Raw genomic sequence first — 13,887 nt, forward strand, 5'->3', positions numbered from 1 at the left:
ATCGAACGGCTTTGCGGCTTCGGTCTGCGCGACTGTGTCCTGCGGATCGTCTCCTGAGGCCCCGGAAGGACATGATGGACAATAATCGATCCATAAATCATCAGTTTCCCGCAGCCATTATCGAGCGGGTCCGCCACGAATTGCGCCGCCGTTCGCTGACGGTCGAAAGTGTCACCGATATCACCCCTGGCATGCGGCGCATCGTGCTGACGGGAGAAGACCTCGCCGATTTCACCAGCCTTGCGCCTGACGACCACATCAAGATCATCGTGCCAGGTGCCCACGGCGGCGAGGAACGGCGGGATTACACGCCGCGCCGCTATGACAATGCGGCCCGCAGCATGACGATCGACTTCGCTCTGCATGAGGCGGGTCCGGCGACGCAATGGGCAATAGACGCCCAACCCGGCGCGTCTCTTGAGATCGGAGGGCCGCGCGGCTCGGCCGTGGTGGCCGACAGTGTGAGGAGATGGCTTCTGATCGGCGACGAGACGGCTCTTGCTGCCATCGGCCGGCGTATCGAGGAGAGCGGGGCCGATACCACCATTGTGGCAATCGCCGCAGTCGCAGGCCCGGAAGAAGAGCAATCTTTCGAAACAGCGGCAGCGCTCACAACGCGCTGGGTCTACCGTCCTCTTTTCAACGTAACGGATGCCGAACCGCTGATTGCTGCTTTGGCAGGGATCGATATCGTTCCCCAGACATTCGTCTGGATCGCAGCCGAAGCATCGGTGGTGCGATCCGTCCGTGCGTATCTTGTCGAAGAACGCGGCTATCCGCTGAGCTGGATCAAGGCCTCGGGCTACTGGGTCAAGGGCAAGGCCGATACGACCGAGAAGTTCTGACAGCCGGAAAATTCCCGATCCCCCCTATCGCTCCTGCCGGTTGGCTGGAGCGATAGGGAAGGGAGCCTGTTGCCCAGCACTCATTTGAATTCGGCGGCGGAACCTCGAACGAATGCCGGTGTTTCCTAGCAAAGGAGATGCGTCATGGGCACAAAGGATACCAACGCCAAAGCCGAACAGCGCCGTCCCCGGGATGACGGGCCGATCGCGGAAGCGCCAGAGCGTGCGGACAAGCAGTCCATCGCTCCCGCGACGGTCCAGCCGCCGGGCGCCCGGGATGAAAGCGAGCGGCCAATCGTCGATCCGATCACCGGCGTCGCCCAATGACGAGAGGAAGCCGGCAGATTGGAGGTAAGAGAATGGCCAGAGACAAGGAAGAAGCAATTCGGCAGCGCGCCTACGAGATCTGGGAGCAGGAAGGCCGTCCGGAAGGAGCGGCACTTCGCCATTGGCTGCAGGCATCCGACGAGCTCAGCGAGGATGACGAACACGAGACGATGCAGGAGCTGATCGACGAAGACGATCGCGACGATGCGGCTCTGCTCCAGGGTGCCGGCGAGAGCGGTGATATTCACGGGCGCCGTTAGTCACGTATAGGTAGATTACTTCTCACTACGCTCCAGCAGAATCCGGGCTTCCTCGAAGCGACGCTTTCGATCGGCATCATCTTCACTCGGCGAATAACAGGTATTTGACACGCAGAACCGCGTAAGCTGATGCGGCTTGCCGACCTTGTCGAACTCGCATTCGAACGCATCGGTCATCTCGCCCGGTGCAGTTCCCTGTCGTGTCGAATAGGTCATGCGAACACCCGGCGGCTTGAGTTCCGGAAAGGATTGAACCATGCCGATCGAAAGCTGATCGCTCATGAAGAAGGCCTTGGCGACGGATTGACATGTCGCCTCCAGATCCGGGGATTGCGCGAAAGCTGCTGCCGGAAACAGGATAATGCCGAATAATACTAGATGTTTACGCAAAGGCGTCGCCTCCTGATATCGTCCAGAGTGAGGTAGCGCCAATACGGCAAAAACAAGTGGGGCGCCTCAGGCGGCGCCGGAAAAATCTTCCGACAGCAGACCCAGCAATTCGTCGCGATCCTGCACGCCGAACTCGAACCAGTCGACCAACGCTTTCGCCTTCGCCATTCCGAGGCTGCTGCTACGGTTGCAACGCGCGGCCGAGCACCATTCCTGGTGAATGCCGTCGAGAAAATTCATCGTCTCCGACGTCAGCGCTTCCTTCGGCCAAACCGTTCGCGTCATCGCGTTGCTCCCTGGTGCAGCCTCACACTAGATGACCTATGGTTGACTGCAATGGCGAGAATGCAACACCGATGGATTTGTTGTTGCTGACGCTACAGCGTCGCACAACAGAAAAGCGGCAGGCGCTCAGGCCTGCCGCTTGCCGTCATGCCATCTTTGGAAGAGGCAATCAGCTTTCCAGCCATTTCACCTGTTCGACCGTCAGCTTTATGTCCAGCGCCGAAAGGCTGTCTTCCAGCTCGGCGATCGTGCGCGGCCCGATCAGCGGGATGACGGGGAAGGGCTGAGCGATGACATAGGCGAGCGCGATATGGATCGGATGCCGGCCAAGCTCCTTGGCAAGCGCGATCGCGCGGTCACGCCGTTCGAAATTGCGATCCGAATACCAGCAGCGCACGATCTCCTCGTCGTCACGCTTGTCGCGACCGGCCCGGTCGGTGAAGAAACCGCGGCCCTGGCTCGACCAGGCGAAGTTCGGGATCTGCTTTTCGTTCAGCCACCTTTTCCACTCGTCATCAGAGGCGGTAACGCAGCCGGCCCAGATCGGATCGAGCATTTCAGCGAGCGAGAAGTTGTTGGAAAGGGCGGCGGGTGCTTGCTTCCCGTTTTTCTTCGCGTAGGCGATCGCCTCGTCGAAGCGCTCGCGCGTCCAGTTCGAGCCACCGAAGATGCCGCGGATGCGGCCGCGTTTGACCTCGGCATCCATGGCGTCGACGAATTCGCCGACCGGCACATCGGTATTGTCGCGATGCATGAAGTAGATATCGACATAATCGGTCTTCAGGCGGTTGAGCGACTGGTCGAGTTGTCTGCTGATGACATCGGGATAGCAGAGCGGCGAGTGGGCGCCCTTGCCGATCAGGACGATCTCCTCGCGTGGCACCTGCCGGCTTGTGTGCCAGTCGCCGAAGATGCTCTCCGTCTTCCCGCCGCCATAGACGAAGGCCGTGTCGAAGACATTGCCGCCTGCCTCATAGAAGGTGTCGAGTGTCAGCGAGGCGGCTGCGAAATTCGGGAAGAATTCAAAACCGAGAGTGACGACCGAGGCCGGCTTGGAAATACCGGGGATCTGGCGCTGCGGTATGGAGTTGCCGCGCCGGACAACCCCGCCGGCGATGTTCCGGGTGCGCTTGGCGGCTTTTTCGACGCCATATTCGAGACCGACCGACGCGCGCCACTGGTCGAGAACCTTGAGATTGTTGACCGAATCCGTCCAGCTCATGCCCGGTGAGCGGAATTCCTGCTCGCCGGCACGGATCGCGTCACCGGCGGCATCCGCTTCGAAGGAATAGAGCCAGCGGTCTTCCTTGACTTCGACCGTCTCCTGCTCGCCGTTCCTGAAGATCTCGATCTTGCCGACGCCGCCCTTGTGGCCGGAGGCAAACCAGAAATCCTTGACCTCGATACGGCCCTGCGAGCCGATGATGCGCAAGACATTGTCCTGCTGTGCCATGATCGAGCAAGAGACTTCGGCGATGATCTCGTTCGGGAATTTCAGCACGGCCGATGCCCACTCGTCGACGCCGGACTGGCCGAGATGGGCGACGCCCGAAACCTTTTCGGGATCGAGGAACGGCTTTCCGGCCGCGGCACCGGCGATCAACCGGGCCATGGAAACGGGATAGCCACCGACATCGAGGATGCCGCCGCCGGCCGTTTCATTGGCAAAAAGGCGATGTTCCGGCTTGTATGTCCCCATGCTGAAGCCGAACGAGGAACGGATGATGCGGACCTCGCCGATCACGCCGCTCTTGACGAGTTCGACAAGCTTTTCGGTCTGCGGATGGACACGATACATGAAGGCTTCACCGGCAAAGACGCCAGCCTTCTTCGCCTCGTAGTAAATCGCCTCGGCATCATAGGCTGAGAGAGCGATCGGCTTTTCGACCAGCACATGCTTGCCGGCGCGGATCGCCTTGATGGCCCATTCGGCATGGCCGGTATGGGGTGTGGCGATATAGATCGCGTCGACCCCCTTGTCCATCAGCAAGGCTTCGTAACCGTTGACGATACGGGCTCCCGGAAAGCCCTCGGCAAGGCCCGGCTTATCGGGATTGCGGGTGGCGATCGCCACGAGTTTGCCGGTGCGTGAATGCGCGACGCCATCGGCAAAGGTGCGGGCGATGGTGCCGGGGCCGATGATGCCCCAGCGGATCGGATTATCTGAAGTCATACTATCCTCTTTCGTCTAAGTCTTGGGATCAGGTTAGCGGAGCCGCTTGCCGGCGGCGTCGAACAGGAAGGTGCGGGCGGCGGGCAGGGAGACTGTCAGCGTCTCGGTCTTCCCAAGATTGCGGGATTCAGGCTGCTCGATGATGAGCTGCTCGCCGCCGAAATTGGCGTAGATGTAACTGGTATTTCCAAGGTGCTCGGCAACATCGACGGCAACCGTCAGATCAGCCTCGCCCTGGCCCGCCTCGCCGAAATGTTCGGGCCGGATACCGAGCGTCACTTCCGCGCCTGATGTTACGGACGGGTCGGAAAGCGGCACTTCCATCCGAACCGTCTTGTCGCCTGTAAGCACGACCGTTGCCTTGCCTGCCAGCACGCCCGCCACCTCGGCTCTCAGGAAGTTCATCTTCGGCGAACCGACGAAGCCGGCGACAAACTGGTTGGCGGGGTCGTCGTAAAGATCGAGCGGCGCGCCGATCTGTTCGATATTGCCGGCGCGCAAGACGACGATCTTGTCGGCCAGCGTCATCGCCTCGGTCTGATCGTGGGTCACATAGATCATCGTCGTGCCGAGCTGCTTGTGCAGTCTGGAGATCTCAACGCGCATCTGTACGCGCAATTCCGCATCGAGGTTCGAAAGCGGCTCGTCGAACAGGAAGACCTGCGGTTCGCGCACGATGGCCCGGCCGATCGCCACACGCTGGCGCTGACCGCCGGAGAGCTGCTTGGGCCGGCGCGTCATCAATTCCGTGATCTGCAAAATCTCCGCGACATGGCGAACGCGCCGTTCGGTATCGGCCTTCGGATTGCCATTCATGCGCAGGCCGAAGCTCAGGTTCTCCTCGACAGTCAGATGCGGATAGAGCGCATAGGACTGGAAAACCATGGCGATGCCGCGGTCGGCCGGTTCGACATCGTTGACGACGCGCCCGCCGATCTTCAGTTCGCCACCGGTGATATCCTCCAGGCCGGCGATCATGCGCAAGAGCGTGGACTTTCCGCAGCCGGAAGGGCCGACGAAGACGACGAATTCGCCGTCCTTCACGTCCAGATCGGCGCCGTGGATGATTTCGAATGAACCGTAACGTTTGACGATATTGTTGAGTGAAAGCTCTGCCATGGGCTCCCCGATTATTTGATTGCGCCGGCCGCAATGCCGGCGATGAAGTGGCGCTGTAGAGCCACGAAGACGATGAGAATCGGCGCGGTCAGAAGCACCGCGCCCGCCATGATGCCGCCCCAGGAGACCTTGGTCAGGCCGATCAGAACGCCAAGCGCTACCGGAGCCGTCATCATGCCCGGCTTCGAGTTGATGAGCAGCGGCCAGAGATAGTTGTTCCAGGAGGCGAGGAAGAGAATGATCGCCAGTGCCGCCATCGTCGGCCGGGCAAGCGGCAGGGCAATGCGCAGGAAGATCTGCCATTCCTTGACGCCTTCGACACGCGCCGCATCGAAGAGATCGTTCGGCATCATGGAAAAGGATTGCCGCATGAAGAGCACGCCGAGCGAATTGAAGAGCGGCGGCACGATGAGGGCGACCCAGGTATTGGCGAGCTTGAACTCGCGCGCCACCATGATGAATTGCGGAATGACGACGACGAAATAAGGAAGCGTGATGGTGCCGAGGATGATGGCGATGACCAGCGAGCGGCCGACGAAGCGGTAGCGGGCGAGCGCCCATCCGGCCATCGAGGTCAAGAGCACGGACAGAACGGTATAGACGGTGGCGACGACGATGGAGATGACCATTGCGCCGACGAAGTTCGTGTCTGCCTGCAGGTTCTGGAAGTTTGCCACGAAGTTGGTCGATGGCCAGAGCACGATCTGCGGGCTGAAAATGCCGTAATCGGGCATCGTCGAGAAGACGAACATCATCCAGAGCGGAAAGAGCCAGATGATTGCGAGCGGCAGCAGGAAGGCGTGCAAGGCGATCTGGCGGATGAGAAGGGATTGTGACTTGGATCTCATTTCGGCTCCCTCCCGACCCAGAGATTGAGAAGCGAGATCGCGACTGCGAGGGCGGCCATCGTATAGGCGATTGCTGAAGCGTAACCGAAGTTCAGCGATGTAAAGCCCTGGCGATAGAGAAGCAGACCAAGCGTCTCCGTGCCGCCGCCCGGCCCGCCGCGATTGGTGATGAGGAAAGGCTCGGCGAAGAGCTGCATCGTGCCGATGACCGACAGGACGACGCAGAAAAGAATGATCGGCTTCAGGAGCGGCAGGGTGATGTGGAAGAACTGCTGCAGCTTGCTGACGCGGTCGAGTGTGGCTGCCTCGTAAACATCTTCCGGGATCGATTGCAGGCCGGCCAGGATGATGATGGCATTGTAACCCGCCCAGCGCCACGTCACGGCGATGACGATGACGACCATGGCGGCATTGGCATTGTCGAACCAGGAAACGGGCGCAAGGCCTGTTGCGCCGATCAGCTTGTTGATGATGCCGAAATCGAGGTTGAACATCAGCCGGAAGACCGCTGCATAGGCGACTTCGCCCACGACAACAGGCGCGAAGAAGGCGAAGCGGAACAGGGCGCGCGCTTTCAGAAGCGGCGAATTGAGCAGCACCGCCATAATGGTCGCAAGGGCGATCATGACCGGCACCTGGATGACCAGGATGACGAGGGTGTTATAGACGGCATTATAGAAGGCAGGGTCGGCGAACAGGCGTCCCCAATTGGCCTGAAGGCTGAATTTCCACGGATTGATACGCGTGTTCTGGAACGAGATCAGAAATGAATTGATGATCGGCCAGACCCAGAAGGCGGCAAAGACCAGAAGATAGGGCGCAAGGAACGCGTAGGCGCTCCGGTTTCTGACCGGCATGGTACCTCCTTACCGAAACGAATGTGCCCGCCGCCTCCCGCGGCAGACGAGGCCGGGCGCTTTGGCGCCCGGCTTGCCATTCATTGTGCGATCGAAAGACCCGTCGCCGAAGCGATCTGCTTGGCAGCGTCGTCGAGGGCTGCCTTTGCATCGGGATAGCCGCCAGCGAAATACTTCGTCTGCGTCGTCTTGTAGATGGCATCTGCATCCGTCTGGAAGGCCGTGCCGCGGCTCGGCACGATCTTCGGCAGGGTCGCGAGAATGTCGGCCCAGATCTTCTGGCCGCCCCAATAGGGCTGCGGCTCGTTGACGAAGGGATCCTGGACAGCTGACAACAGGGACGGCACGAGGCCGAAAGATTTCAGCATGGTGACTTGGCCCTCATTTGTGGTGAGTGCGTAGGTCAGATATTTGAAGGCTGCTTCCTTGTTCTGCGAATTGGCGTTGATCGCGAGCGACGAGCCGCCGAGATTGGCCGCATGCGGGCTGTCGGCGGTCATGCCGGGCATGGCATAGACGCCCCACTTGCCAGCCAGATCGGGAGAGCCGGAACGGATCGTGCCTTCGTACCAGCCGCCGAAGAGCTGGCTTGCCACTTTGCCGGCGGTGTTGGAGGAGATCTTCTCGTCCCAGTTTGCCGCCGTCAGCGTGCCGGCATCCTTCATCGCCTTGACTTTTTCCAGCGTCTGGACGCAGGCCGGTTGGTTGATGGTGATCGACTGGCCATCGGTCGAGAAATAGCCGCAGCCCTGTTCATTGGCGAGCATGCGGAACCATTCGCTGTCGCCGTTGAAATCAGCCTGGCCCATCACGACGCCGGGATTGGCGGCAGAAATCTTCTTGCCGGCAGCAATGAAATCGTCCCAGGTTGCGATCGACTTAGGATCGACGCCAGCCTTTTCATAGTAATCACGACGATAGAAGACGGCGACCGGCCCGGAATCCCAGGGCATGGCATAGGCGACATCGCCGACCTCGAGTTCGGTTCGCTTGAACTCGGGGAATTTCGCCTGCATATCGGCGTTATAGCCGAGGTCCTTCAAATTGGCGAAGCAATCCGGAAAACGGCTCCAGAAGATCTCGGCCTCGAAATTCTCGACCGTCACGATATCGGGAAGGCCGTCGCCGCCGGCAGCACAGGCAGCGAGCGTCTTGTCGAAGACCTGCTGATTACCAAGATCCTGAACATCGACCTTGATGTCGGGAAACTGCTTGTTGAAGCCTTCGACCGTAGATTTGAGAGCCGAAGCTGCGACATTCCAGCTCCAGATGGTAAGCGTAGCGGATTGCGCATAGGCAGATCCGGATGCAAGCAGCACAAGCGCTGTCGTTGCAGTGACGAGTTTAGAGCGCATGAAAATCCTCCCTTTTCAATTGCCGTCGCTGAGCGAACGTGACTAATCTAGCGCTGCGGGAATGGCTGTCTCATAAAAAGGGAATATGGAATTGGCGGAAAGTAAGGTCGTCGGCAAACCTGTTTACCAGCCCGGTGCCAGCACCATTGAAGGCATGCCGATGGCACTTCAGATGTTTTATGCCCATCCGCCGGTCATGGCGATGCCGCACTGGCATGCTCAGGTCGAGGTCAATTACATCATGCGCGGCAGTGTTCACTATCGCATGAATGGCCATGAAGTCAGCCTCAGGGCTGGCCAGATGTGCCTGTTCTGGGGCGGACAGCCGCATCAGATGGACGATTCGTCGGATGATTCCCTCTATGCCGGCGCGCATCTGCCGCTTGTTTATTTCTTCAGAATGCGCCTGCCTCCGACGATAGGCACTCGCCTGATGAAAGGAGAGATGCTGCTGACGTCTTCGACCGACGCGGCGGATGAAGCGAATTTCCCGCGTTGGTATGATTATGCCAGGTCCGGCGACCTGCGGAAGACGCAACATGCCGTGGATGAGCTGCTTCTGCGCATCGAACGGATTGCGCTCGATTCCTACTCGATGATACCTGGAAATATCGCGGACGAACTTGAGCAACCCAACGCGCAATTGTCCCGCAGCGTTGCTCGCATGTGCGACTTCATTGCGAGCAATTTCTTGCAGGATATCGATACCGTCGAGATTGCCCGCGCGGTCGATCTCCATCCGAAATATGCCATGAACCTGTTCAAGAAGACGACCGGCATGACGATCAGTAAATATCTCAATTTGCTGCGTCTTTCGCATGCCCAGGCACAGTTGATGGGCGAGGGTTCGAATGTGCTCCAGATCGCGATGGACAGCGGTTTTGGATCGATCAGTGCCTTCAACAAGTCGTTCCGCAATATAGCCGGCATGTCCCCGTCCGACTTCCGCCGGGATATACGCTCAGTGATAGGGAATATCTCCGTCGCCGGTTGAGATGCCGTGAACATGCCTCTCAGAACCGGTCGCGCTTGGAACGAGCGACAGCCGGGCATCATTGTCCTAATGTCAGAGAGGACTGCAAAATGACGATCAGTCAGGATGCCTTTCGTGTGTGCATCACCGGTGGCGTGCAAGGCGTCGGCTATCGCGCCTGGACCCGCGGCCAAGCCTTGCAACTCGGCTTAACAGGCTGGGTGCGCAATGAGGCCGACGGCTCGGTCAGCGCTTTGATTGTCGGCTCTCAGGGTGCTACCGGTGCCATGCTGGAGCGTTTCTGGAGCGGTCCCTCCGGCTCCTCCGTATCCGACGTGAAGGCGGAGGAAGCAACGCTCGATGAGGTGCCGAACGACTTTCGTATCGTCCGATAGCGATCAGGAGAACCTGTGTTCTTTACCTGCGAGCGGCGAGGCGAATTGTATTTCTCCGATCATCACCGAGCGATCGCCGTCCGTACGTACGACAAGCGTCTGCAGTTCCGGAACATCGAGATAGACTACCGTGTCGGCACCCAGTCGCTCGATATGGCGTACTTTGCCCTGCCATTTTCCTTCGGTGGATGAAAGCGCGATATGCTCGGGCCGGATACCGTAGATCCGGCAGCCTTCCCGAGTTGCAATCTCTCCATCGAAAAGGTTCATCTTCGGTGAGCCGATGAAGCCGGCAACGAAGGGGCTGGCCGGATTGTTGTAGAGCGTCATCGGCGTTCCCACCTGTTCAATCTGTCCGCCGTTCAGGACGACGATCTTGTCGGCCATGGTCATCGCCTCGACCTGATCATGGGTGACATAGATCATGGTCGCGCCGAGCTTGGCATGAAGCTCGGTCAATTCGATGCGCATTTGCGAGCGCAGTGACGCATCGAGGTTCGACAGCGGTTCGTCGAACAGAAAGACTTTCGGATTGCGGATGATTGCCCGGCCGATCGCGACACGCTGACGCTGGCCGCCGGAGAGCGCCTTCGGCTTACGATCGAGCAGATGCGAAAGCTGCAGAACGTCGGCGGTCTGCTTCACCCTTTCGGCAATTTCCGCCTTGGGGCGCTTTGCGAGCGACAGGCCGAAGCCGATGTTCTCCGCAACGGTCAGATGCGGATAGAGTGCATAGGACTGGAAAACCATGGCGATGCCGCGCTCGGAAGGCTCGGCATCGGTCACGTCCTTGCCGTCGATGAACACCTGCCCCGATGTCGTCGTTTCCAATCCGGAGATGATGCGCAGAAGGGTCGATTTTCCGCAGCCGGACGGGCCGACGAAGACGCAGAATTCGCCTGGCTCGACGGTGAGATCGACGCCCTTCATGACCTCCAGGCTGCCAAAACTCTTGCGGACACTTTCGAGAACAACTGATGTCATGGCTATCCCTTGACTGCACCGGCGGTCATGCCTGCTACGATCTGACGGTTGAAGAAGATGAAGACGATCAGGGGCGGAATGGTCACCAGAAGGATGTTCATGAACAGCAGATTGAACTGCGTCTGGAACTGCCCCTGAAAGTTATAGAGCGTCAGCTGCACGGTGACGTTCTCGCGGCCCGGCAGATAGTAAAGCGGGTTGGTGAAATCGTTGAAGATGGCAATCGACTGAACGACGATGACCGTGACGGTAACCGGCTTCAAAAGCGGCAGGATGACGCGAAAGAAGATCTGGAACGGCTTTGCGCCATCGATGATCGCAGCCTCGTCGAGATCCCGCGGGATCGTTGCGATGAAACTGCGAAACAACAGAACGGTGAAGCCCAGCCCATAGGCGACCTGGATCAGCACCATGCCCGACAGCGTCTTGAACAGGCCAAGCAGTTGCAGCACCCAGATGGTCGGGACAACCGCTGGCGGGATCATCAGGCCGGCGAGCACGCAGCCATAGATGACCGTATTCCAGCGTGAGGGGCGGCGCTGCAGCACATAGCCGACCATGGCGCCGAACAGCACCAGCAGGGTGACGGCGGCCACCGTAATGATGGTCGAATTAAAATAGGCGAGCAGCAGCATATAGTTGCGGGTCTGCACGACCTCCATGAAATTCTGCCAGAGCTGCCATTCGACCGGCCAGCTGAATCTCAGCGTCGCCGCATCCTGTTTCGTTTTGGCGGCGGTGATGAAGATGAAGAGGAAAGGCAGCACGAAGATCGCGCCGCAGGCGGCCAGCGCCGCAATCCCGGTATAGAGCTGGCGCCGGCTCATAGGTCCACCTCCTTGCGATTGAACCAGGCCGTCAGCGGCAGGACGATGAGGCCGATGAGCAGGAAGAGGATCACGTTACCGGCGGTCGACAGGCCGTAGAAACCTGCCTGGTATTGCTTGTAGATGACGCTTGCGAGCACATCCGACGAAAAACCGGGACCGCCGCGGGTCATCGCCCAGATCAGGTCGAAGCTTCTGAGCCCGCCGATCAGCGAGAGCGTCACGACGGTGACGGTCGCGGGCCTGACCAGCGGAACCGTGACGCGAAAGAACATCTGTCGGCGGGTCGCGCCATCAATGCGGGCGGCCTCATAATAATCCGGGCTAATCGAGGCAAGACCGGCAATATAGATGACCGTCGCAAGCCCGATCCCCTTCCAGAGGTCGACGAAGACGATGGAATACAGCGCAAGGGCCGGGTCGGTCAGCCAGCCGGGGCCATGGATGCCAACGGCGGCGAGCGCCACATTGATCAGCCCGCGGGTCGGATGCATGAGCACCGAGAAGGTGATGCCGACGCCGATTGTCGATACCAGGACCGGAAAGAAGATCACGGTGCGCAGCAGGCCTTGCCCCCAGAGGCCTGAGGTCAGCAAGACGGCGAGCAGCAGACCGAGCACCGTTTTTGTGCCCGAGGTCAGGACGGCATAGATGATCGTATTGATCAGGCCCTGGATCAGGAAGGGCTCTCGGAAGAACTGCCGATAGTTCTCCAGGCCGATGAACTGCGTGGTGAACAGATCCCAGCGCGTCAGGCTGAACCAGAAGGATGCGATCGTCGGGGCCAGAAAGAGAACAGTGAACACCACCGCCGCTGGCAGCACGAACCAGTAGGGATAAGGGGACTTGCGTCTTGTCATACGGACACCTTGAGGCGTCCCCCATCCAGCCCGATGGACCTGGATGGGGGATCGGCTGGGAGGTTACCAGTTCGGCAGGCCAAGCTGCCTGGCTTGCTTCTCGACATCCTGGTCGTAGAGGGCAGCGGCGTCCTTGGCGGAGCGGATGCCGGTTCCGACCTCGACGGTGATCTGCTCGAGCGCCGGTCCCTTGACGGGCGAGAGGAATTCGAGCGCCGGACCATTGCGTCCCGCCGTCTCGAAATAGGGAAGCATATCGGAAACGGCCGGTGGAATATCTTTCGGCAGTTCGCAACCCTTGACGAGATAGGGGCCGGATGGAACGGCCTTTGCCATCAGGTCGCAGGCTTCCTTGGAGCCGACAAAATCGAGAAATTTCTTGGCTTCCTCGACATTTGCGGACTTTGCGGAAACGTAGAGCGCCGAGGGCATCCAGACCGTCAGGCCGTTTTTGGTGGCGTCGGTTCCAGGCTGGGCGAAGAAGCCCAAGTCCTTGAGGTTGTCAGGGAAATTCTGTTGAACATTGCCGATGCCGAAAGTGAGGTTTGGATAATGGGCGGCTTCGCCGGTAGCGACCATGCGCATGCCGTCATCAAAGGTCGCCGCTCCGAAGTCCGCATTGAGGTAGCCGCCCTTGGCCACCTCCTCGAGATGCTCGAAGCCGCGCAGCGCTGCCGGCGTATTGGCATATTTGACCTTGTTGGCAGTATAGTCGTCGGCGAAGTTCGGAACCTCGGACTGCACGTTGTAGAAATCGGCCAGCACGAAGAGCTGCGAGGTCCAGGTCGTGCCGTAGGTCTGCGCCACGGCAACCTTGCCGGCTGCTTTGATCTTCTCGTTGTTGCTCATGAACTCCGCCCATGTCTTCGGCGGCGTCAGCCCGAGATCGGCGTAGATCTTTCTATTGTAGAAGATGCCACCGCCCATCGCCGAGCCGAAGGGGATGCCACGGACATGCCCGTCAGGGCTGGTGACGACCTTCTTGAAGCTGTCCTGAATGCCGGCTTCCGAGGGAAGATCGGAAAGATCCGTGATCGTTTCCTGCGGTTTCAAAGCCTGGAAGAGCGAACCGCTGTTATATTGGAAGACATCGGCCATTTCGCCGGTCGCGAGCCGGGTCTTGACGATGTTGTCGCCCTCAGAGCCGCCGGCGCGCTGCTCGACGTCAAAGGTAACGTCCGGGTGCTTTTCCATATAGGCCTTGGAAACGGCATCGAACGAGGCAATGGATTCCGGATTGGTATCGATCAGCACGCTGAGGGTCACATCCGCATGTGCCACTCCAGCGGCAAGAGCCATGATGCTGGCTGCAAGGATGCTGCACTTCGTCATTCGCATAGTCATTTCCTCCTCTTGAAGACCGGAATGCGTTGGCTGCCTGCTCGCGGG

At 59.5% G+C, this 13,887-nt stretch carries 15 protein-coding genes and 1 pseudogene; 5 read left to right on the top strand and 11 right to left on the bottom strand.

All coding sequences use genetic code 11. From position 1 onward, the window contains the following. Positions 1–74 precede the first annotated feature (74 nt). The 3 genes and pseudogenes from FHT92_RS27100 to FHT92_RS27110 all read left to right on the top strand — a co-directional run. Positions 75–845 (top strand): siderophore-interacting protein, encoded by a 771-nt coding sequence (locus FHT92_RS27100; RefSeq protein ID WP_183831059.1) that lies wholly within the window; start codon positions 75–77, stop codon positions 843–845. Positions 846–989: 144 nt separating this feature from the next. Beyond that, positions 990–1,172 (top strand): hypothetical protein, encoded by a 183-nt coding sequence (locus FHT92_RS27105; RefSeq protein WP_183831061.1) that lies wholly within the window; start codon positions 990–992, stop codon positions 1,170–1,172. A 32-nt stretch (positions 1,173–1,204) separates the two neighbouring features. Beyond that, positions 1,205–1,414: pseudogene (locus tag FHT92_RS27110) on the top strand (DUF2934 domain-containing protein); the annotation flags it as partial. Between the two features lie 33 nt (positions 1,415–1,447). On the opposite strand, the gene FHT92_RS27115 reads toward FHT92_RS27110, so the two are convergent. From FHT92_RS27115 to FHT92_RS27145, 7 genes are all read right to left on the bottom strand, one after another. Further along, positions 1,448–1,822 carry a hypothetical protein gene (locus FHT92_RS27115; RefSeq protein WP_183743038.1) on the bottom strand — a complete coding sequence of 125 codons (375 nt, stop codon included), beginning with the start codon at positions 1,820–1,822 and terminating at the stop codon, positions 1,448–1,450. A 66-nt stretch (positions 1,823–1,888) separates the two neighbouring features. Continuing rightward, on the bottom strand, positions 1,889–2,107 hold the full coding sequence (locus FHT92_RS27120; protein WP_183743040.1) for a hypothetical protein: 219 nt from the start codon (positions 2,105–2,107) through the stop codon (positions 1,889–1,891). Between the two features lie 169 nt (positions 2,108–2,276). Then, positions 2,277–4,280 (bottom strand): aldo/keto reductase, encoded by a 2,004-nt coding sequence (locus tag FHT92_RS27125; RefSeq protein WP_183831065.1) that lies wholly within the window; start codon positions 4,278–4,280, stop codon positions 2,277–2,279. A 33-nt stretch (positions 4,281–4,313) separates the two neighbouring features. Then, a complete protein-coding gene (locus tag FHT92_RS27130) occupies positions 4,314–5,399 on the bottom strand; it encodes an ABC transporter ATP-binding protein (RefSeq protein ID WP_183831066.1) in 1,086 nt (361 codons plus the stop codon). Between the two features lie 11 nt (positions 5,400–5,410). Continuing rightward, positions 5,411–6,247 (bottom strand): carbohydrate ABC transporter permease, encoded by an 837-nt coding sequence (locus FHT92_RS27135; RefSeq protein WP_183743045.1) that lies wholly within the window; start codon positions 6,245–6,247, stop codon positions 5,411–5,413. Beyond that, positions 6,244–7,104, bottom strand: coding sequence for a carbohydrate ABC transporter permease (locus tag FHT92_RS27140; protein ID WP_183743047.1), 861 nt, complete (start codon positions 7,102–7,104; stop codon positions 6,244–6,246). Before FHT92_RS27140 ends, FHT92_RS27135 begins: the two co-directional genes overlap by 4 nt. Before the next feature lie 80 nt (positions 7,105–7,184). Then, the gene (locus FHT92_RS27145; protein ID WP_183743049.1) at positions 7,185–8,459 is read right to left on the bottom strand and encodes an ABC transporter substrate-binding protein; all 1,275 of its coding nucleotides are present in this window, start codon (positions 8,457–8,459) and stop codon (positions 7,185–7,187) included. Between the two features lie 85 nt (positions 8,460–8,544). On the opposite strand from FHT92_RS27145, the gene FHT92_RS27150 reads away from it, so the two are divergent. Both FHT92_RS27150 and FHT92_RS27155 read left to right on the top strand, forming a co-directional pair. Continuing rightward, positions 8,545–9,453 carry a helix-turn-helix domain-containing protein gene (locus tag FHT92_RS27150; protein WP_183743051.1) on the top strand — a complete coding sequence of 303 codons (909 nt, stop codon included), beginning with the start codon at positions 8,545–8,547 and terminating at the stop codon, positions 9,451–9,453. 89 nt (positions 9,454–9,542) lie between these two features. Further along, positions 9,543–9,827, top strand: a complete 285-nt coding sequence (locus FHT92_RS27155) for an acylphosphatase (protein WP_183831069.1) — start codon at positions 9,543–9,545, stop codon at positions 9,825–9,827. 3 nt (positions 9,828–9,830) lie between these two features. Here the strand turns inward: FHT92_RS27155 and FHT92_RS27160 are convergent, their stop codons facing one another. The 4 genes from FHT92_RS27160 to FHT92_RS27175 form a co-directional block, all read right to left on the bottom strand. Beyond that, positions 9,831–10,811, bottom strand: a complete 981-nt coding sequence (locus FHT92_RS27160) for an ABC transporter ATP-binding protein (RefSeq protein ID WP_183831071.1) — start codon at positions 10,809–10,811, stop codon at positions 9,831–9,833. 2 nt (positions 10,812–10,813) lie between these two features. After that, complete coding sequence (locus FHT92_RS27165) at positions 10,814–11,638, bottom strand: carbohydrate ABC transporter permease (RefSeq protein WP_183831073.1); 825 nt, start codon at positions 11,636–11,638, stop codon at positions 10,814–10,816. Then, entirely contained in the window at positions 11,635–12,498 is an 864-nt protein-coding gene (locus FHT92_RS27170; protein ID WP_183831075.1) for a carbohydrate ABC transporter permease, read from the bottom strand. The genes FHT92_RS27165 and FHT92_RS27170 overlap by 4 nt, the downstream gene beginning before the upstream one ends. Before the next feature lie 63 nt (positions 12,499–12,561). After that, complete coding sequence (locus FHT92_RS27175) at positions 12,562–13,842, bottom strand: ABC transporter substrate-binding protein (protein WP_409527177.1); 1,281 nt, start codon at positions 13,840–13,842, stop codon at positions 12,562–12,564. Positions 13,843–13,887 lie beyond the last annotated feature (45 nt).

The sequence above is a fragment of the Rhizobium sp. BK377 genome (genome assembly GCF_014193935.1).
Classification (GTDB): Bacteria; Pseudomonadota; Alphaproteobacteria; order Rhizobiales; family Rhizobiaceae; genus Rhizobium.

What these genes read in the sequence shown, in the direction of transcription:
- FHT92_RS27105 (WP_183831061.1), top strand. Translation starts at nt 990, where the DNA reads ATGGGCACAAAGGATACCAACGCCAAAGCCGAACAGCGCCGTCCCCGG.
- FHT92_RS27160 (WP_183831071.1), bottom strand. Translation starts at nt 10,811, where the DNA reads ATGACATCAGTTGTTCTCGAAAGTGTCCGCAAGAGTTTTGGCAGCCTG.
- FHT92_RS27120 (WP_183743040.1), bottom strand. Translation starts at nt 2,107, where the DNA reads ATGACGCGAACGGTTTGGCCGAAGGAAGCGCTGACGTCGGAGACGATG.
- FHT92_RS27150 (WP_183743051.1), top strand. Translation starts at nt 8,545, where the DNA reads ATGGAATTGGCGGAAAGTAAGGTCGTCGGCAAACCTGTTTACCAGCCC.
- FHT92_RS27130 (WP_183831066.1), bottom strand. Translation starts at nt 5,399, where the DNA reads ATGGCAGAGCTTTCACTCAACAATATCGTCAAACGTTACGGTTCATTC.
- FHT92_RS27140 (WP_183743047.1), bottom strand. Translation starts at nt 7,104, where the DNA reads ATGCCGGTCAGAAACCGGAGCGCCTACGCGTTCCTTGCGCCCTATCTT.
- FHT92_RS27135 (WP_183743045.1), bottom strand. Translation starts at nt 6,247, where the DNA reads ATGAGATCCAAGTCACAATCCCTTCTCATCCGCCAGATCGCCTTGCAC.
- FHT92_RS27175 (WP_409527177.1), bottom strand. Translation starts at nt 13,842, where the DNA reads ATGACTATGCGAATGACGAAGTGCAGCATCCTTGCAGCCAGCATCATG.
- FHT92_RS27145 (WP_183743049.1), bottom strand. Translation starts at nt 8,459, where the DNA reads ATGCGCTCTAAACTCGTCACTGCAACGACAGCGCTTGTGCTGCTTGCA.
- FHT92_RS27170 (WP_183831075.1), bottom strand. Translation starts at nt 12,498, where the DNA reads ATGACAAGACGCAAGTCCCCTTATCCCTACTGGTTCGTGCTGCCAGCG.
- FHT92_RS27155 (WP_183831069.1), top strand. Translation starts at nt 9,543, where the DNA reads ATGACGATCAGTCAGGATGCCTTTCGTGTGTGCATCACCGGTGGCGTG.
- FHT92_RS27125 (WP_183831065.1), bottom strand. Translation starts at nt 4,280, where the DNA reads ATGACTTCAGATAATCCGATCCGCTGGGGCATCATCGGCCCCGGCACC.
- FHT92_RS27100 (WP_183831059.1), top strand. Translation starts at nt 75, where the DNA reads ATGGACAATAATCGATCCATAAATCATCAGTTTCCCGCAGCCATTATC.
- FHT92_RS27165 (WP_183831073.1), bottom strand. Translation starts at nt 11,638, where the DNA reads ATGAGCCGGCGCCAGCTCTATACCGGGATTGCGGCGCTGGCCGCCTGC.